The sequence below is a fragment of the Nonomuraea sp. SYSU D8015 genome, assembly GCF_008065375.1.
Classification (GTDB): Bacteria; Actinomycetota; Actinomycetes; order Streptosporangiales; family Streptosporangiaceae; genus Nonomuraea.
The window spans coordinates 228306-246633 of the sequence record NZ_VJYI01000008.1 but is presented as its reverse complement, the minus strand read 5'-3'; the positions used below and the strand labels follow the sequence as shown (position 1 = coordinate 246633).

18 protein-coding genes are annotated in these 18328 nt (G+C 70.5%); 7 read left to right on the top strand and 11 right to left on the bottom strand.

What is annotated here, in order from left to right; genetic code table 11:
- Positions 1-42: 42 nt before the first annotated feature.
- A complete protein-coding gene (locus ID574_RS31250; RefSeq protein ID WP_188192571.1) occupies positions 43-795 on the bottom strand; it encodes an SDR family oxidoreductase in 753 nt (250 codons plus the stop codon).
- Between the two features lie 240 nt (positions 796-1035).
- On the opposite strand from ID574_RS31250, the gene trpD reads away from it, so the two are divergent.
- Positions 1036-2094 carry an anthranilate phosphoribosyltransferase gene (trpD, locus tag ID574_RS31245; protein WP_223167250.1) on the top strand — a complete coding sequence of 353 codons (1059 nt, stop codon included), beginning with the start codon at positions 1036-1038 and terminating at the stop codon, positions 2092-2094.
- 126 nt (positions 2095-2220) lie between these two features.
- Here trpD and ID574_RS31240 read toward each other — a convergent pair whose 3' ends face one another.
- The 3 genes from ID574_RS31240 to ID574_RS31230 all read right to left on the bottom strand — a co-directional run bounded on the left by ID574_RS31240 (position 2221) and on the right by ID574_RS31230 (position 6904).
- Complete coding sequence (locus ID574_RS31240) at positions 2221-3606, bottom strand: class II fumarate hydratase (protein ID WP_188192569.1); 1386 nt, start codon at positions 3604-3606, stop codon at positions 2221-2223.
- Positions 3607-3677: 71 nt separating this feature from the next.
- Positions 3678-5762 carry a serine/threonine-protein kinase gene (locus tag ID574_RS31235; protein WP_188192568.1) on the bottom strand — a complete coding sequence of 695 codons (2085 nt, stop codon included), beginning with the start codon at positions 5760-5762 and terminating at the stop codon, positions 3678-3680.
- 35 nt (positions 5763-5797) lie between these two features.
- The gene (locus ID574_RS31230) at positions 5798-6904 is read right to left on the bottom strand and encodes a serine/threonine-protein kinase (protein ID WP_188192567.1); all 1107 of its coding nucleotides are present in this window, start codon (positions 6902-6904) and stop codon (positions 5798-5800) included.
- Positions 6905-7631: 727 nt separating this feature from the next.
- Between ID574_RS31230 and ID574_RS31225 the strand changes: the two genes are divergently transcribed.
- Positions 7632-7826, top strand: coding sequence for a DUF5999 family protein (locus ID574_RS31225; protein WP_188192566.1), 195 nt, complete (start codon positions 7632-7634; stop codon positions 7824-7826).
- A gap of 94 nt (positions 7827-7920) precedes the next feature.
- Here the strand turns inward: ID574_RS31225 and ID574_RS31220 are convergent, their stop codons facing one another.
- On the bottom strand, positions 7921-9573 hold the full coding sequence (locus tag ID574_RS31220) for a fumarate hydratase (RefSeq protein WP_188192565.1): 1653 nt from the start codon (positions 9571-9573) through the stop codon (positions 7921-7923).
- Positions 9574-9592: 19 nt separating this feature from the next.
- The gene (locus tag ID574_RS31215; RefSeq protein WP_188192564.1) at positions 9593-10426 is read right to left on the bottom strand and encodes a helix-turn-helix domain-containing protein; all 834 of its coding nucleotides are present in this window, start codon (positions 10424-10426) and stop codon (positions 9593-9595) included.
- 139 nt (positions 10427-10565) lie between these two features.
- On the opposite strand from ID574_RS31215, the gene ID574_RS31210 reads away from it, so the two are divergent.
- Positions 10566-11012 (top strand): hypothetical protein, encoded by a 447-nt coding sequence (locus tag ID574_RS31210; RefSeq protein WP_188192563.1) that lies wholly within the window; start codon positions 10566-10568, stop codon positions 11010-11012.
- Positions 11013-11087: 75 nt separating this feature from the next.
- Here the strand turns inward: ID574_RS31210 and ID574_RS31205 are convergent, their stop codons facing one another.
- Together ID574_RS31205 and ID574_RS31200 are read right to left on the bottom strand one after the other, a co-directional pair.
- On the bottom strand, positions 11088-11618 hold the full coding sequence (locus tag ID574_RS31205) for a DUF4245 domain-containing protein (protein WP_188192562.1): 531 nt from the start codon (positions 11616-11618) through the stop codon (positions 11088-11090).
- Positions 11619-11629: 11 nt separating this feature from the next.
- Positions 11630-12238, bottom strand: coding sequence for a TetR/AcrR family transcriptional regulator (locus ID574_RS31200; RefSeq protein WP_188192561.1), 609 nt, complete (start codon positions 12236-12238; stop codon positions 11630-11632).
- Between the two features lie 204 nt (positions 12239-12442).
- Between ID574_RS31200 and glpX the strand changes: the two genes are divergently transcribed.
- Positions 12443-13471 carry a class II fructose-bisphosphatase gene (glpX, locus tag ID574_RS31195; protein WP_223167249.1) on the top strand — a complete coding sequence of 343 codons (1029 nt, stop codon included), beginning with the start codon at positions 12443-12445 and terminating at the stop codon, positions 13469-13471.
- Between the two features lie 70 nt (positions 13472-13541).
- Here the strand turns inward: glpX and ID574_RS31190 are convergent, their stop codons facing one another.
- Both ID574_RS31190 and ID574_RS31185 read right to left on the bottom strand, forming a co-directional pair.
- Positions 13542-14192: a DUF1707 SHOCT-like domain-containing protein gene (locus ID574_RS31190; RefSeq protein WP_188192559.1), complete on the bottom strand. Its 651-nt coding sequence runs from the start codon at positions 14190-14192 to the stop codon at positions 13542-13544.
- A 54-nt stretch (positions 14193-14246) separates the two neighbouring features.
- A complete protein-coding gene (locus ID574_RS31185) occupies positions 14247-14783 on the bottom strand; it encodes a TetR/AcrR family transcriptional regulator (protein WP_188192558.1) in 537 nt (178 codons plus the stop codon).
- Positions 14784-14853: 70 nt separating this feature from the next.
- On the opposite strand from ID574_RS31185, the gene ID574_RS31180 reads away from it, so the two are divergent.
- Positions 14854-15651 carry an SDR family NAD(P)-dependent oxidoreductase gene (locus ID574_RS31180; protein ID WP_223167248.1) on the top strand — a complete coding sequence of 266 codons (798 nt, stop codon included), beginning with the start codon at positions 14854-14856 and terminating at the stop codon, positions 15649-15651.
- Positions 15652-15708: 57 nt separating this feature from the next.
- Positions 15709-16398: a DUF998 domain-containing protein gene (locus tag ID574_RS31175; RefSeq protein WP_188192556.1), complete on the top strand. Its 690-nt coding sequence runs from the start codon at positions 15709-15711 to the stop codon at positions 16396-16398.
- Here the strand turns inward: ID574_RS31175 and ID574_RS31170 are convergent.
- Positions 16347-16952, bottom strand: a complete 606-nt coding sequence (locus ID574_RS31170; RefSeq protein ID WP_223167247.1) for a TetR/AcrR family transcriptional regulator — start codon at positions 16950-16952, stop codon at positions 16347-16349. The genes ID574_RS31175 and ID574_RS31170 overlap by 52 nt on opposite strands.
- 191 nt (positions 16953-17143) lie before the next feature.
- Here ID574_RS31170 and ID574_RS31165 point away from each other — a divergent pair, with 191 nt between their 5' ends.
- Positions 17144-18313, top strand: a complete 1170-nt coding sequence (locus tag ID574_RS31165; RefSeq protein WP_188192555.1) for an MFS transporter — start codon at positions 17144-17146, stop codon at positions 18311-18313.
- Positions 18314-18328 lie beyond the last annotated feature (15 nt).

Sequence of the window (18328 nt, the reverse complement as noted above, 5' to 3'; positions counted from 1 at the left end):
GTCGCTCCTCCTCCATGCGACGGCACTCCCTCGCGTGGTCATCTAGCGCGCCGTCCAGCCGCCGTCGACCGGCAGCGACACGCCGGTGATGAACGAGCCGGCCGGCCCGCACAGGTAGGCGACCAGCTCGGCCACCTCCATCGGCTCGATGAGCCGCTTGATCGCGGCGGGCTGCAGCATGATGCTCCCGACGACCTCGTCCGGGTCGATGCCGTGCACTTTGGCCTGGTCGGCGATCTGCGCCTCGACCAGCCCGGTCCGCACATACGCGGGGCATACGCAGGTCGAGGTCACCCCGTGGGGCGCCCCTTCCAGCGCCAGGGCCTTGGAGAAGCCCTCCAGCGCGTGCTTGGCCGCCGTGTACGCCGACTTGAACGGCGAGGCCCGCAGCCCGTGCACGGACGAGATGTTCACGAACCTTCCCCAGCCCCTGGCGTACATGCCGGGCAGCACCCGCCGCGCGATCAGGAACGGCGCCTCCACCATGACCCGCAGCATCGTGGCGAACACCTCGGGCGGGAACTCCTCGATCGGCGCGACGTGCTGGAACCCCGCGTTGTTCACGACGATGTCGACGGGTTCGTCGGGCAGTGCGGCCACGAACCCGGGATCGCTCAGATCGGCCACCACGGCCGTGCCGCCCAGCTCGGCGGCCACCTTCTCGGCGGGCTCGGCCCGTAGGTCGACGACCAGCACCCTGGCCCCGGCCGCGGCCAGCCGGCGGGCGCAGGCCGCCCCGATGCCGGCTCCCGCCCCCGTCACCAGCGCGGTCCGCCCAGTCAGCTCCTTCGCCATACACCGAACCCTAGGCGGTCGCCGCGCCGGGACGCATGGGTGCCGACGACATAGATCGGTGCTTCGCTATGTGGATCAACGAGTCTGCTATCTTTGGACACATGATCGCGTATTCGCTTCAGTGGTGGCCCGCCTCCTAGGGCGGACCTCCCAGCGCATACGCACACCGGCCGCCTCGACGAGGCGGCCGTCGGTATCCGCACGCGCCCCCGTCGAGCTCTGATGAAAGGGGCGCTCCTCGTGACCGACGACACCATCACCACGACCTGGGCCGAGCTCCTCAGCCTGCTCCTCGACGGCGTGTCGCTCACCTCCCGCCAGACCGCCTGGGCCATGGAACAGATCATGTCGGGAGAGGCGACGAACGCCCAGATCGCCGCGTTCGCCGTCGCCCTGCGCGCCAAGGGCGAGACCGTGGAGGAGGTGTCCGGGCTGGCCGACGGCATGCTGTCCAGATCCGCCGCGATCCGGGTCTCCGGCGATCCCGTCGACCTCGTCGGCACCGGCGGCGACCAGGCCAACACCGTGAACATCTCCACGATGGCCGCCATCGTGGCCGCCGCCGTGGGCGTGAAGGTCGTCAAGCACGGCGGCCGGGCCGCCTCCTCCCGGGCGGGCGCCGCCGACGTGCTGGAGGAACTGGGCGTGGTCATCGACCTTCCGCCCGCCGCGGTCGTGGACATCGCCGACGAGATCGGCATCACGTTCTGCTTCGCGCCGGCGTTCAACCCGGCGTTGCGGCGGACCGCGGGGCCGCGCCGCGAGCTGGGCGTCCCCACGGTCTTCAACTTCCTCGGCCCGCTCACCAACCCGGCCCTGCCCCCGGCGCAGGCCGTGGGCGTCTTCCATCCGGGGCTGGCGCCCATCATCGCGGGCGTCCTGGCCGAGCGCGGCGGCTCCTCGCTGGTCTTCCGCGGCGACGACGGGCTCGACGAGCTGACGACCTGCGGCACCTCGACGATCTGGGTCGTACGCCGTGGCACCGTCACGCGCACCTCCTTCGACCCCGCCGACCTGTCGATCCCGCGTGCCCGCCCCGACGACCTGCGCGGCGGCGACGCGCGTGACAACGCCGCCGTGGCGCGGACCGTCCTGGCGGGCGAGCGGGGCCCGGTACGCGACATCGTGCTCCTGAACGCCGCCGCCGCCGTCGTGGCCGCCGAGGGCACGCCGCTCGCGGACGAGCTCACGCCCGCCCTGGCCGGCGCCTACAAGCGCGCCGCCGACGCCGTGGACTCCGGCGCCGCCCTGTCCCTGCTCACCCGCTGGGGGCACGCCACGCGGTCGCTGCGCGGCTAGGCCCGTTTCCGCACGTGCCCGCTTCGTCCCACTCAGCGCCATGGGTGCCCGGTGCCCTTCGACTTCCTCTCCAGAAGGGACCCCGCCGAAGTGCGGGGGAGTCGTGGGGACGCGCGGAAAGCGGGGCTATGGGCGCGTCATCGAGAGCACGTCGAGTGCGGCGTCGAGCTGGTCCTCGGTCAGGGTGCCCGCGGCCACGTGGCCGCGCTCGATGACGACCTCGCGGATGGTCTTGCGCTCGGCGAGGGCCTGCTTGGCGATCCTGGCGGCCTCCTCGTAGCCGACGTACTTGTTCAGCGGCGTGACGATCGACGGGGACGACTCGGCGTACTCGCGCAGGCGCTCCTTGTTCGCCGTGATGCCGGTGACGCACCGGTCGGCGAGCAGGCGCGAGACGTTGGCCAGCAGCCTGATGGACTCCAGGATGTTGCGCGCGATGAGCGGCAGCTGCACGTTCAGCTCGAAGCTGCCGGACGCGCCCGCGAACGTGATCGCCGCGTCGTTGCCGATGACCTGGGCCGCGACCATGGCCGTGGCCTCGGGGATCACCGGGTTGACCTTGCCGGGCATGATGGACGAGCCGGGCTGCAGGTCGGGCAGGTTGATCTCGCCGAGGCCCGCCCGCGGGCCCGACCCCATCCAGCGGAGATCGTTGGCGATCTTGTTCAGCGCCACGGCCACGACCTTGAGTTGCCCGGACAGCTCGACGATGGAGTCCTGCGCGCTCTGCGCCTCGAAATGGTCGGGCGCCTCGACGAACTTGATGCCGGTCGCCTCGCTGAGCTTGGCGACGGCCATCTCGGCGAAGCCCGGCGGCGTGTTGATGCCGGTGCCGACGGCGGTGCCGCCGAGCGGCAGCTCCACCACGTGGACGAGCGCGCTCTTGACCCGGTTGACTCCGTGCTCGACCTGCGAGGCGTACCCGCCGAACTCCTGGCCGAGCGTGACGGGAGTGGCGTCCATCAGGTGGGTGCGTCCCGACTTGACGACCGTGTCGAACTCCATCGCCTTGGCGCGCAACGCGGTCGCCAGGTGCTGCAGTGACGGCACCAGGTGGTAGATGACCTCGGTGGCGGCGGCCACGTGAATCGAGGTGGGGAAGACGTCGTTGGACGACTGCGAGGCGTTGACGTGGTCGTTGGGGTGGACCGGCCGGCCGAGCCGCTCCTCGGCCAGCGTGGCGATGACCTCGTTGGCGTTCATGTTGGACGAGGTGCCCGAGCCAGTCTGGAACACGTCGATGGGGAACTGGTCGTCGTGCTCGTTGTCGGCCACGTCGGCGGCGGCCTGCGCGATGGCCTCGGCCATGTCCTTGTCGATCACGCCCAGCTCGCCGTTGACCTCGGCGGCGACCGCCTTGATCAGGCCCAGCGCGGCGATGTGGGACGGCTCGAGCGGCCGTCCGGAGATAGGGAAGTTCTCCACTGCCCGCTGGGTCTGCGCGCGCCACCTCGCACCGGCGGGCACGCGTACCTCGCCCATCGAGTCATGTTCTATTCTGAACTCGCTCATGACTTCCAGTCTGAACCACGGCCTCCGATGATCAGCGGGTGGTCGTCCGGCTGGATGATGGCCAGAGGTCGTCAGCTGGAGAAGAGCGCCACGATGAGCACGGCGATCACCACGGCGGCCGCGGCGGCCACCGCCATGAGCACCAGCATGCCGTTGCGGTTCCCCTCAGGCTTCTGCTCCGGCTGCCCGGCGATGGCGAACAGATCCGTCCCGAGCCCCTTGCCCTCGTGGACACCCTGCTGGCCCGGCTGGCCGGGCTGTTGAGCGCCCGGTGGCATGGCCTGCTGCTGCGGCATCCCGTGCTGCTGGTGCGGCATGGGCTGCTGCTGTTGGGCGGGGGGTGTGGGCAGCGGATAGACCTGCTGGCCAGGGGAGCCGCTCGGTGGCGTCTGGATGCGCATCGTGGTGATGGCGCCCTCGTCACCGGGCTGCTGCGGCGGCCGGTTCTGCTCCGGCGCCCCGGGGAAGGGCCCCTTGGGACGTGCGATGCTCACCGTCCGGTCGGGATCGTAGCCCTCCTCGGCCCCTGGATCGCCCGCCTGGCCCGGCCCACCTGCCTGCGGCAAGGGCGCGGTGCCCTGCTCGGCGAACCGGGCTCCCTGCGCCGCCTGCCCGGCGCCCGGCCTGCCTTGTCCCGCCCCGCCCGGTGCGCCGGGGCCGCGTCCGGCCGCGCCAGCGCCCATCGAGGGCGGCTGCTGTCCCTGCGGCGGGAGCCCGGGCGCGTTCTGCGGCGTGGTGGGCGCATTCGCCCCACGCATCGGCCCGTGCGGTCCCGACCCCTGTCTGTGGCCCTGCGGTCCCGACCCCGGTCCGGGTCCCTGCGGTCCTGACCCAGATCCGGGTCGCTGCGGTCCTGACCCGGGTCCGTGGCCCTGTGGCCCTGAGCCAGGTCCCTGCCCCGCTCCTCCAGGCATCTGAGGCCCGGATCCCGGCCCCTGTGCCGGGCGCTGAGACCCGGATCCCGGCCCCTGCATCGGTCCCTGCGGCCCGGGCACCGGCCGCTGCCCCGGCCCGCCCGTGCCGGGTCCCCCAACCCCTGGCGTGCCGGGCCCGCCCGCACCCGGTCCTCCGCGTCCTGCGGGCCCCTGAGCGGGCCCGCCAGGGCCGTGGCCGCCCGGCCCGACCGGACCGCCCGGTCCGGGCATTCCAGGCCCGCCAGGGCCGTGTCCAGGTCCGCCCGCGGGCCCCTGCGCTACCGGCCCGCCCGGTCCTCCTTGGGCTCCAGGGCCGCCGGGTCCCTGCGGGGCGGGGGTTTTCGGGGCGGCGAACGGGTCGGGCAAATCTGCCTCCTGCGCCATAAGAGCCTCGGCCGTGAGCACCGGCATCTCGCTCGTCGGGGTGTCGGCGACCATGCGCAGCAGGGTCTCCGCCTTGGCAGCGTTCAGCCGCTGCCGGTAGTCCTTGTTGAGCAGCCCGTTCAGCACGGGCCGCAGCTGCCCCGCCTGCGTGGGCGGGTCGGCGCTCTCGGTGAGCAGCGCCGCCAGCGTCTCGGCGATCGTGGACCGCTCGTACGCCGGCCGCCCCTCGACGGCGAAGTACAGCGTCGCCCCGAGAGACCAGATGTCCGACTCCGGGCCGGTGTACTCACCCCTGGCACGTTCCGGAGCCGTGTAGCCGGGGGAGCCGATCACCATGCCCGTCTTGGTCAGCCGCGAGTCGCCTTCGGCCTTGGCGATGCCGAAGTCGGTCAGCACCACGCGCCCGCTCTCGGTGATGAGCACGTTGCCCGGCTTGACGTCGCGGTGAGTGATGCCGCGCGAGTGCGCGGCCCGCAGGGCGCCGAGCAGGTCGACGCCGATCTCCGCCACGAGCCGCGGCGGCAGCGGCCCCTCCTCCTCGATGACCTGCTCCAGCGAGCGTCCCTCGATGAGCTCCATGATGATCCACGGACTGCCCTCGTGGATCAGCACGTCGTGGATGGAGGCCACGGACGGGTGGTTGATCCGCGAGGCGATGCGGCCTTCGCGGACCATGCGTTCGCGCAGCTCGGCCCGCTGTTCCTCGGTGAGTCCCGGGTCCTGGCGGATTTCCTTGACCGCCACCTCGCGCCCGAGCGCGCGGTCGCGAGCGCGCCACACGGTGCCCATGGTCCCCCGGCCGAGGGGGGCGATGAGCTCGTAGCGCTCCGCGAGCAGGCGTGTCTGCTGTTCCGGCATGAGAAGAAGATATCGATTCTCGCTTGGGAAGTGCTTTACCCTCGCTTGCGAAGTTCTCTTGGCCAGAACCGCCGAGGAAGGCACAACTTTATCACCGTCGCTTTGAAGCGGGCATATGCGGACGGCGTGGGGCGGGGTTCAACGCGCTTCCTGTGTACGCCCTCGCCGGGTTTGCGTTCTTGCCGGGGCGCGGGCACGGACATGCCCGTGGTGACGTCGGCTCGGTGCAGCCCGCGGTGCGCGGGCCTGCGTGTGAAAGACGGGGGCGTGATCACCGGCCCGGAACGTGCGGGTTTGCGCGGGGTCAGCGGCTCCTCGGCGGAGCCGCCCGCGGCCACCCTGGCCAGCATGAGCGAGGCGCGTACGGAGTCGAGCCTGGTCTGCGGGTCGATCCTGAGCAGCGCGTCGAGGACAGGGGCGAGCGGGCCCGCCTTGGTCATCGGGATCGGCTCGCCGCTGGTCAGCGCCGCCAGCGCGGCGGCGGCCGTACGGCGGCCGTGCAGCCCCTTGCCCTCGACGGCGGTGTAGAGGGTCGCCCCGAGCGACCACAGATCGCCCGCGGGGCTGGCCTTCGAGCCGAGCACCCGCTCGGGGGCGATGTAACCCGCGGACCCCAGGACGATGCCCGCTTGGGTAATGGAAACCTCACCTTCGAGCGCGGCCAGTCCGAAGTCGGTGAGCACCGCGCGGTCCTCGGTCACCAGCACGTTGCTCGGCTTGACGTCGCGGTGCAGGATGCCCTTGGCGTGCACGGCCCGCAGCGCGCCGAGGATCTGCCGGCCTATCTCGGCGACCCGGCGCGGCTCGAGCGCGCCCTCCTCCTGGATGAGCTGCTCCAGTGACTTGGCGCGGAGCAGCTCCATGACGATCCACGGCCGGTCGTCCTCGGTGACCACGTCGAAGACCGTGATGACGGACGGATGCGCGACCATCGCGGTCGCGCGGCCCTCGCGCTCGGTGCGCGCGCACAGCTCGGCACGCAGCTCCTCGTCGAGCACGGCGGGCAACCGCACTTCCTTGACCGCCACGTAGCGGTTGAGCAGCTCGTCATGCGCCCGCCAAACGGTGCCCATGCCGCCGCGACCGACCGGCTCCACAAGCCGATAGCGCGCGGCGAGTAGGTATCCGGAGGGCGCACGCATGCCTGGCAGCTTACCTATTTGTGTAAACCGACCAGTAGAGGCGCGGCCGATAATTTGTTGCGAACTTAAGTCAACCCGCCTGACTCGTCACGTCAGCAAACCTCCCGCCCCACATCGGTCCAGTTGATGTGGGCCATAGTTTCCCGGGCGCACGTTGCGATAGTCGCCTTCTCGGCCCCGCAGCCGGCTTGGACTGTCCAGTGTGCGGGTGACTTTCCGCCGCCGTCCCGTCCGGGTGTGCGAGGCGATCTCACAGGCCGCGTCGACGCTCACGTGCCCCCGTGACGCCGAGGCCCGGATGAGCGTCCGCGTTTCCGCAGGTCACCAGGGGTGTATCGGCCGGCACACACGCGCCGCGAGGAAATGTGCATGATGCCTGGTAGGGGCTTTCACGCGGACGGCAAGCCGACTGACAGGGAACCTCGGGGGCCCGTCAGCGAGTTGTAAGGGTGTCGTAAGGGGGCGGGGGCATGGTAGAGCCAAGAACAGAAGGCGATCACCCGGAGACGGCCGAAAGTGTCAGTGTCGAACGTCACACTGGGAGTACGCCAAGAGAGTTCGACAACTAACGACAGGCCATTGAAGGACGTGATGAAGATGCGCCAGACACAGGTTCGCCGCCGGCCGAGGAAGCCGAGCGGAGCCGCGCTGGACCTTCGCACGCCATCGGGGCGCAAGCTGCCCTTTTGACAAGCCGGAACCAGGAGCGTCATCTGAGAGGTGCGCGATGTGCAGTCACTACCCCCCTTGTCCCAGCGCCGACTCGCCCAACCGTGAGGCGTCGCACGTGATCTCGGCCCACCCCGACCAGGGCTGGAGCCTGCTGTGCAACGGTGTCGTGCTGTTCGAGGACACCGGTCTGCTGCTGCCCGACGGCACCGTCGTGGCCCCCCACCGGGCGCCGATGCAACTGGCCGCCTAGCAATCCCTCAGCTCATCCGATCCCCGACCCTCACCCGACGCCGGTGCCGAGCGGCGCGAACGACCACCCGGCACCCCATGGCATCGGCATCCCCTCAGCGGCGCCCGATCGTCAGCACCGGCCCCGTGCGATCGGTGAAGAAGTCGTCGCCCTTGTCGTCGACGACGATGAACGCCGGGAAGTCCACCACCTCGATCTTCCACACCGCTTCCATCCCGAGTTCGGGATACTCCAGGACCTCCACCTTCTTGATGCAGTCCTGCGCCAGCCTGGCCGCCGGACCGCCGATGGAGCCCAGGTAGAAGCCGCCGTACTTCTGGCAGGCCTCCGTCACCTGCTTCGACCTGTTGCCCTTGGCCAGCATCACCATCGAGCCGCCGGCCGCCTGGAAGCGCTCGACGTACGAGTCCATCCGCCCGGCCGTCGTGGGCCCGAACGAGCCGGAGGCGTAGCCCTCGGGCGTCTTGGCCGGACCCGCGTAGTAGACCGCGTGGTCCTTCATGTACTGAGGCATCTCGCCGCCGTTGTCGAGAAGTTCGGCGATCTTCGCGTGGGCGATGTCGCGGGCGACCACGAGCGGGCCGGTGAGGGACAGCCGGGTCTTGACCGGATATTTCGTGAGCTCGGCGAGGATCTCCTGCATCGGGCGGTTGAGGTCGATGTGGACGACGTCGTCCGACAGGTGCTCGTCGGTCGTCTCCGGCAGGAACCGCGCCGGATCCGTCTCCAGCTGCTCCAGGAACACGCCCTCCGGCGTGATCTTCGCCAGCGCCTGGCGGTCGGCCGAGCACGACACGGCGATGGCCACCGGGCACGAGGCCCCGTGCCGGGGCAGGCGGATGACGCGGACGTCGTGGCAAAAGTATTTGCCGCCGAACTGCGCCCCGATGCCGAGCTTCTGGGTGAGCTCGAAGACCTTCTGCTCCATCTCCAGGTCGCGGAAGCCGTGCCCGGACGGCGAGCCCTCGGTGGGGATCGAGTCGAGGTAGCGGGCGCTGGCGTATTTGGCGGTCTTGAGCGCGTACTCGGCGGAGGTGCCGCCCACGACGACGGCCAGGTGGTACGGCGGGCAGGCCGCGGTGCCCAGCGAGCGGATCTTCTCCTCCAGGAAGGCCATCATGCGCTTCTCGTTGAGCACGGCCTTCGTCTCCTGGTACAGGAACGACTTGTTGGCCGAGCCGCCGCCCTTGGCCATGAACAGCAGTTTGTACTCGTCCGGGTGGCCGTGCGGGTCCTCGGCGTACAGCTCGATCTGGGCGGGCAGGTTGTTGCCCGTGTTCTTCTCCTCCCACATGGTGAGCGGGGCCATCTGGGAGTAGCGCAGGTTGAGGCGGGTGTAGGCGTCGTACACGCCGTGGGCGATGTGCTCGGCGTCGCGCCCGTCGGTCAGCACGTGGCGGCCGCGCTTGCCCATGACGATGGCGGTGCCGGTGTCCTGGCACATCGGCAGCACGCCGCCGGCCGAGATGGAGGCGTTCTTCAGCAGGTCGAGCGCCACGAACCGGTCGTTGCCGCTGGACTCGGGGTCATCGACGATCTTCCTGAGCTGGGCGAGGTGGGACGCCCGAAGGTAGTGGGAGATGTCGTGGATGGCCGTCTCGGTGAGCAGCCGCAACGCCTCCGGCTCGACCTCGAGGAACGTACGCCCAGCCGCCTCGACCTTCCGCACCCCCTCCGTCGTGATCAGCCGATATTCCGTCTCATCGGCTCCCAGCGGCAGCAGGTCGGTGTAGTCGAACTCGCCCATGTCCATCCTTTCGATTTCCCTAGAGATTACGCGCCCGCACTGCCGCCTCAGTGCCGGCCGACGACCAGTTGGCGTGGAGCGCACCGGCGGTGAAGTCGTCGAGGGGATAGAACAACTCGATCGCCAGCTCCGACAGCGTGACATCGGCCGGCGCCCCGAACGTCGCCATGGTGCTGAACATCGCGAGCTCGCCGAACGGGGTGCGGATCCTCAACGGCACCTGGATCGGGGAGGACAGGTGCTCGGAGGGTACGTCCTCGTCCTGCGGCGCGGGGTAGGCCGACACTTCCTGGAAGAGCGCGCGCAGCTCGGCGTCGCCGGTGGCGTGGACCTGGCGCTGGAGTCGTTCGAGGAACAACGTCCTGACCTCGCCGAGGTTGGCCAGCCGCGAGGCCAGCCCGTCGGGGTGCAACGCCAGACGGAACACGTTCGGCCGCGGCTGCAGCAGGTGCGGCGGAATGCCCTCCATGAGCACGTCCATGGCGCGGTTGCCCAGCAGCACGTTCCACAGGCGATCGACCACCACGGCAGGGTAGGGCTCGTGCGCCGTCAGCATGGTGTCCAGGGCGGAGCGGATCGACGCCATGTAGCCGTCGTCAAGGCTGCTCTCCCGGTACGCGGGGGCGTAGTCGGCCGCCATGAGCAGCGTGTTGCGCTCGCGCAGGGGGATGTCCAGCGCGGCCGACAGGCGCAGCAGCATCGCCCGGCTCGGCCGCGCGCGACCGGTCTCCATGTAGGACAGGTGCCGCGCGGACGTGTCCGCCAGGTTGGCGAGATCGAGTTGGCTGAGCCGGCGCCGCTGCCGCCACTCCCTGAGCAGGCCCCCCACACGAGACGGACGTTGCAGATCCATGCCGAGGAGGATAAACGGCCACGAGCTTGCCGCTTGCATGACTTCGGAGGTTATTGAGGCCATTACCCGGCCGGTGACATGGTGCTGCTCCGGGGCCGGTCAGGCCCCCGTTCACCAGGAAGAACGAAGGAGAGCCGTCATGAACACCCCGACCCCACGCGTCCGGCGCCCGGTCGCGGACGGCAACGGATCGGACCTGTTGCGCCGGATCCTGCGGATCGACGGATGGAGCACCGCCGTCTTCGGCGTGGTCATGCTGGCCCTCGCCCAGCCGCTCAGCGGTCCGCTCGGCCTGCCGACGGCCTGGTCGATCCCGTTCGGTGTCGCCATGCTGGGCGGGGCGGTCGCCCTCGTCCTGATCGCCGGCTACCCGCGGATCCCGGCGCGTCATGTCGCCTTCGTGGTCGCGGGCAACGGACTGTCGGGTGTGGCGCTGGTGGCCCTGGCGTTCGCGGATGTGATCCCGCTCACCGGCTTGGGAGTCGCCTTCATGCTGGTCGGAGCACTGGTGGTGGCGGTCTACGCGGGACTGGAGCTCATCGGCCTGCGGCGCTCGCGTGACAGTCTGGCGGGATTGAGTCGTTGAACAGGGCCGGGCCGGTCGGCTTGCGGCGAGGTACGGCCCTTCAGCTGATGGCGCGGACGGAGCGGCGAGGTTGGCTCAGCCCTTGGGACGCTGCTGGAGGAGGGCGGCCAGCTCGGCGAGCTCCGGCCAGTCGGCCGTGCCCGTGATCACCAGGGTCACGTCGGGCAGGATGCGGACCAGCGTGCGCTGGTTCTTGTCCTCGCGGTAGCGCTTCTCCCACGTCACCTCGCCGACCTGCTGCGTGCCGACGGCTTTGTCGGAGTTGGCCATGCGGCTGGCGAAGCCGGCGGCCGGCTGCTCGTTGCTCTGCACGAACATCGCGTGCTCACGCTCGGCCGTGGCGTAGCCGAGGTAGAGGACCTGGGCGCCGTTCTCGCCCTTGGCGATCCTGTTGCTGTTGGGCACCCAGCCGGGCGGGTCCTGTCGCGGGGCCCACACGCCGTAGGGCACCGAGTGGCCGAAGTTGGCGACCGTGATCGAGTAGTCGCGCCGCGGGATGTGCTCGTCGCGGCCCTGCGGGGCGACCAGCAGGAACAGGCCGGCCCCCGCGAGGCAGACGAAGAGCGCTACCACGTAGCCGTAGAAACCTTGGGTGAACCCTCGCACAGTTCGCGAGGTTACCCGCTGGAGGAGGCGGTCGCCGACGCGGCCGGGCGGATCTGGCCGATGATGACGAGGACCTCCTCGGCCAGGGCGCGGTCGCCGGTGCGGACGACCTCGGACACGGCCGCGGCCAGCGCGCCGGTGATGACCACGGCCAGCGCGGGCTGGTCCTCGAACAGCGCCGCGTTGAGCTGCGCCCACTTGCGCAGCCGGTCGCGCATGACCACGTCGAAGCCGGGCGGGCCGTCGCCGCGCAGGAACAGCGCGGCCACCTCGCGCTCCTCCAGGCAGCCGTCGAGGTAGGCGCGGGCGGCGCTGATGAAGACGCTCATCGGGTCGCTCTCGCCGGCGGCGCGGGCCGCCCTGGCCGCCTGCTTGGTCCGCTGCGACTGCCGGGCCTGCCACTCCTCGAACAATGTGAGGTAGAGGTCGGCCTTGCCGGAGAAATGGTGGTAGAGGCTGCCCACGCTGGCGTCGGCCCTCGCCACCACGTCGGTCACGCCCGCCTCGGCGAAGCCCTTCGAGACGAAGACCTCCCTGGCGGCGGCGAGCAGCGAGCTACGCGTCGCCGCACCTCGTTCGGACGTGCGCGGCTGGGCCACCACGTGTTCGACATCGCTCATTCGCCCTCCTCCACGGCGCGGCGCCATGCTCCATGGTGGAGGAAAGATCCTTGACGCGCACCCGTTCTGCGACATGCAGGCGCAACTCGAAGCTTACGAGCTCCGCGGGGCACAGCACTAAGCCGAGCCAGGCAGATTATCCCCCTCTGACCGGGAAGAGAACGGCAACTACGATCGAGAGAGTTGTCTACGAGGAGGCCAATGATGTCCGATTCGGTACCGGCGCCGCTCGCCACCGGCGAGCACGCCCCTGATCGAAATCTGGCGATGGAGCTCGTCCGGGTCACGGAGGCGGCGGCGATGGCCGCGGCCCGGTGGGTCGGCCGCGGGGACAAGAACGGCGCCGACGGCGCGGCGGTGAACGCCATGCGCCAGCTGATCAACACGGTCTCGATGAACGGCGTGGTGGTCATCGGCGAGGGCGAGAAGGACCACGCCCCGATGCTCTACAACGGCGAGCGCGTGGGCGACGGCAGCGGTCCGGACTGCGACGTGGCCGTGGACCCCATCGACGGCACCCGCCTCACCGCGATGGGCATGCCCGACGCGGTGTCGGTGATCGCGGTGAGCGAGCGCGGCTCGATGTACGACCCGTCGGCCGTGTTCTACATGGAGAAGCTGGTCACCGGCCCGGAGGCGGCCGACGTGGTGGACATCGAGGCCCCCGTGTCCGTCAACATCAACGCCGTCGCCAGGGCCAAGCACTGCTCGCCCTCCGACGTGACGGTGGTCGTGCTCGACCGGCCCAGGCACGAGCGGTTGGTCAAGGAGATCAGGGAGACGGGTGCGCGCATCAAGTTCATCACCGACGGCGACGTGGCGGGCGCGATCATGGCGGGCCGCGCGGGCACCGGCATCGACCTCATGCTGGGCATCGGCGGCACGCCGGAGGGCATCGTGGCGGCGTGCGCGCTCAAGTGCCTGGGCGGCGTGATCCAGGGCAAGCTGTGGCCGCGCGACGACGCCGAGCGGGGCCGCGCCCTCGACGCCGGTCACGACCTCGACCGGGTGCTCACCACCAACGACCTCGTCAGCTCCGACGACGTGTTCTTCGCGGCGACCGGCATCACGCACGGCGAGCTCATGCAGGGTGTACGGTTCCGCGCCGGCTCCGCGGTGACGCAGTCACTGGTGATGCGGGGCCGTTCCGGCACGATCCGCAAGATCGAGAGCGAGCACCAGCTGTGGAAGCTGCGCGCGTACAGCGCGATCAACTTCGACACGGCAGGCTGAGCAACGCGCCGCGCAGGGCGGGTCGGGCAGCTTCACCGGCGGCCGCCGCGGCCGTCTGAGCTCGGCGGCGTCAGCGGCGGCGCCTGCGGCGGGGCGGTTCCTTGACCTTGACCTCGCCGGCGAAGTTCGTGGTGCGCACCTCGACCACGGGCGCGCCCGGCTCGGTCGGTTGTTTGGTCAGGCGGACCGTCTTGCCCTTGGCGACCCTGATGACCTCCAGGTCCTCCGGCACGTGGATCTCCAGCCCGCCGAAGACCAGCGTGGCGTTGATGATGATCCGGTGGTTCTGCAGGATCGCGTCGCGGAGGTCCAGCTTGGTGGTGCCGAACATGGCCGTCACCGTGAGCTCGGCGGGCACCACCCAGCGTCCGCCGCGCTGCTCCTTCTTGAAGAACGCCGAGACGGGCCGGTCGTCCAGGTTGAGCGGCTGCTGGTCGGCCGGCAGGAGGTCGCCGGTGAGCTGGGCGAGCTCGCCCAGCGTGCGGGCGGAGTAGAGGACGCCGAGCCGCTCCTCCAGCTCGTCGAGGGTGAGCCGGCCGTCGGCGTGCGCGTCCTGGAGGACCTGCGCGATGCGCTCGCGGTCGGCGTCTGACGCGCGTAGCTCATGCGGCTGCGGCACGTCGCTCGCGGCGGGTGAGCGGCGGGCCGACACGATCTCCTCGGCCAGACGCTCTCCGACTTCCTGCAGCTTCGGCAACCAGGATCCCGCGCGTTCGTTCACACTTCTGACGATATCCGGCGCCCGCCGGAATCGCTCGTCCTGAATCGGCCACTCCTAGCGAATTCGCCCCAGCAGCCCGGCTATATCCTCCGCCAGCGCGTCGTTCACCTCGGCGTGGCGGTTGAGCAGGCGGTACCACATGGCGCCGAAGACGAGATCGACGGCCAGCTCCAGGTCCACGTCGGCGGGCAGGGCGCCGCGTTCGAGCACGGCGCGCAGCGCGCGCCGGCGCGGCCCGATGATCTTCGAGCGGAGCTCGGCGGCCAGCCCGGGGTCGGACTGGGCGTCCGCCATCAGCCCCACGACGACCTGACCCGCCACGCCGTTGGCCAGGTCGAACGTCTGCCGCAGGAACGCCACGAGATCGCCGTCGGGCGTGGGCGGGACCTCCTCGGCCATGATGTCCGTCAGGGCCTCGAGGAGCACCTGCGCCTTGGTCTGCCACCAGCGGTAGACGGTCTGGCGGCCGCTGCCCGCGGCCTGGGCGATGCCCTTCATGGTCACGTTCTGGTACCCGTCGCGGGCGCACAGGTCGAGCGCCGCCCTGAGGATCGCCCTGCGCGCCACCTCGCTGCGTGGTCTGCCTGCCATGATGCCTCACTTTACAAGGCATTGTGTCTCGTTTTATATTCGAGGCAAGATGTCTCGAATTGGGGGAAGCGTGAGGACGATCCTGATCACCGGGGCCACCGACGGCCTCGGCAAGGAGCTGGCCCGCAGGCTCGCGGCCGCGGGCGACCGCGTGATCGTGCACGGCCGCGACCCCGAGCGGGTGCGCCGGGCGCGCGAGCGGGCCGGAGGCCTGACGGAGGGGATCCTGGCCGATCTGTCCGAGCTGCGCCAGGTCGAGCGGATGGCCTCCGAGGTGCTGGACCGGTTCGACCGGCTCGACGTGCTGGTCAACAACGCCGGGGTCGGGGGCGGCAGGCCGTTCTCCGGGCGGCAGGAGAGCGCCGACGGCATCGAGCTCCGCTTCGCGGTCAACTACCTGGCCGGATACCACCTGACCCGGCGGCTGATCCCGCTGCTGGTCGCCTCGGCCCCGTCGCGCGTGGTCAATGTGGCCTCCGCGGGCCAGCAGGCCATCGACTTCGCCGACCCCATGCTGACCGAGGGGTACGGCCGCCAGCGGGCCTACAGCCAGAGCAAACTGGCACAGATCATGTTCACCTTCGACCTGGCGGAGGAGCTGGCGGGCACAGGCGTGACCGTCAACGCCCTGCACCCGGCGACGTTCATGAACACCTCGATGGTCCGCGAGGCCATGGTGCCGCCGATCAGCAGCGTCGGCCAGGGCGCCGAGGCCGTGCTCCGGCTGGTGGACGAGCTGGACGGCGTCACCGGGCGCTACTTCGACCAGCGGCGGGAGAGCCGGGCCGACGTGCAGGCGTACGACCTGGAGGCCAGGAAACGACTGCGCCACCTGAGCGACGACCTCGTTCGGCGCGCGCTCTCATGAAATTCTAGGAATCACCACGCACACTCTCCCTGTTGAACCAGACACAGGGAGGTGTACGTGCATCAGCCGGCGCGATGGGGACTCGGCGTGGCGGGCACGGGCGTCGCGGTGATCGCGGGCCTGGAGCTGTCGAGCCTCGACGAGATGAATCTGATCAGGCGGACCATCAGCGAGCACGGCCTCGGTCCTGACGGCTGGATCTTCGGGCTGGGCGTCGGCCTGCTCGCGGCCGGATCGGTGGCCATCGGGGTGTCGCTGGCACGCAAGAAGCTCGCCGGGCCCCTCGGCACCATTGCCCTCATGGGGTGGGCCGTGGGGCTGTTCCTGGCGGCCTGGTTCGAGAAGACCGACTGGTCCGTCGGGCCCAGCCTGGGCGGCACCATCCACCGGTGGGGCAGCATCGTGGCCTTCCTGTGCCTGCCGCTCGCCGCGGTGATCATCGCCCGGCCGTGGCGGCACCCGGAGCGGTCGCGTGCCACCCTCGTGGCCTTCGGGTTCGGGGTGTTCTCGGTGCTGTTCATCGTGGGCATGATCGTCATGATGTGGTTCGGGGCCCAGGACGGGATGCCGTGGTGGCGCGTCATGCCGCTCGGGCTGGTGGAGCGGGGGCTCGCGATCATCGAGGTCGCCGCGCTGCTCGCCCTGGGCGTGTGGGCCGCGGCCAGGCGACTGGGCGACGACGAGGTGGCGGCCCCTCAGGGGGAGGTCGTCGCCGGGCGCAGCAGCGCGATGAGGTCGTCCACGTAACCGCTGAAGACGGCCGCCATGTCCACCTGGTCGGGGTCGATCAGCCACTGCGTCTGCAGGCCGTCCATCATCGCGATCAGCCGGTCGGCGTGCGCCTCGGCGTCCAGATCCGCCCGGAACTCGCCGCGTTCGGCGCCCTTGCGCAGCGCCGCCGCCACCTGCGCGCGCAGCCGGCGGTAGCGCTGCCTGGCCCACTCGTGCCCGGGGTGGTCGGGGGTCACGGCCTCGCCGCTGATCACGGAGAACAGCTGCACCAGGCCCGGCACGCGTGAGTTGTGCTCCACCAGTCGCACCAGGCCGCGCAGCGTGTTGATCCCGTCGGCCGGCTCCAGGCCCAGCTTGTGTGCGTCGAGCGCGTCACGGTAGTCGAGCACCGCGACGAGCAGCCGTTCCTTGCTCTTGAAGTGGTGCAGCAGCCCGGCCTGGGAGAGCTCGACGCGCTGGGCGATGCGGGCCAGCGAGGCGCCCCGGTAGCCGTGCTCGGCGAATTCCAGGAGCGCGGCGGCCATGATGCGCTCCTTGCGCGCCTCGCCCGACGCGTAGCTCCGTTTCACGTTCGACGCCTCCCCACAAGAAGCCTGCACAATCAGCCTGCCGCCCCGCTGTCCGGGCCGGGGGTCACCCTAGCGGCAGTCCCTTCAGCGGCTTTCTCATCGGGCTGCATCTGCAGGTGGCGCGACCGCCTGGCCTGGCGCTAACCTGACCCCGGCTCACGTTTGATCTTCCCCCCAATCAGGAGGCCGCCGTGCCGTCCCAACGTGATCGCCAGGCCCGCGTCGCCACGTACGTCGTCTACGCCGTACAGGGCCTGTCATTCGCCTCGCTGCTCATCCAGGTCGCCAACCTCCAGGCCAAGCATGGGCTCGACGAGGGCACGCTGACGTTGCTGCTGCTGATCGTGCCCGTGCTGGCGGGTGTCGGCAGCGTGGCGGCGGGCGCGTTCGCCGCCCGGCTGGGCAGCAAGCTGCTGCTCCGCATCGCGCAGCCGGCGGTCGCCGTCGCCGTGGTGCTGACCGGGCTCGCGCCGAACGTGCCGCTGCTGGTGCCGGTGCTCCTGCTGTTCGGGGTGGCCGTGGGTGCGGTGGACGCGGGCATGAACATGCAGGGCGTCGCGGTCGAGCGCAGGTACGGCGTCCAGGTGCTCAACGGGTTCCACTGCGTGTGGAGCGTGTTCAGCATGGCCGCCGCGCTGTGGGCGTCGGTCGCCGCCGGCCTGCCGTTGCCGCTCGTCATGGCGATCCCCATGGTCCTCGCGGTGGCCGGCTCCCTCTACGCCGGGCGGGATCTGTGCACGAAGGACGAGGAGAAGGCCGACAGCGTCGCCGCGCCGGCCGGCGGAAAGGTCCCGTGGCGGCCCATCATCCCGCTCTGCCTGGCCATGGCCTTCCTGTACGTCGGCGACGCCGCTGTCTCCAACTTCAACACCGTGTTCATGAAGGACGTGCTCGGGGCGAGCGCGAGTGTCATCCCGCTGGCCTATGCCGCCTACCAGGCGGCCACGCTGGCCGTCCGGCTCGGCGGCGACTTCGCTGCCAGGAGGTACGGCCCCGCCGCCATCGTCAGGGTCGGCGGCGCGATCGCCACGCTCGGCTTCCTGGGCGTCGTGCTCGCCCCCAACCAGCCTCTCGGCATCGTCGCGTTCGCCCTCACGGGGATGGGGCTGGCGGTCGTGGCGCCGCAGTCGTTCTCGGCGGCCGGCAAGCTCGACCCGGCCGGTACCGGAGTGGCCATCGCCCGGGTCAACCTCTTCAACTACGTCGGCTTCATCGTCGGCGCGGCGCTCGTCGGTGGCATCGCCGAGGCCGCCGACATGAGGGTGGCGTTCGCCGCGCCGCTGGTGCTGGCCGCCGTGATCATCGCGCTGGCCTCCGGCTTCCAGCCGAAGCCCGCCGTCGTGCCACACAAGATCTACTAGGCGGGCTGGAGCACG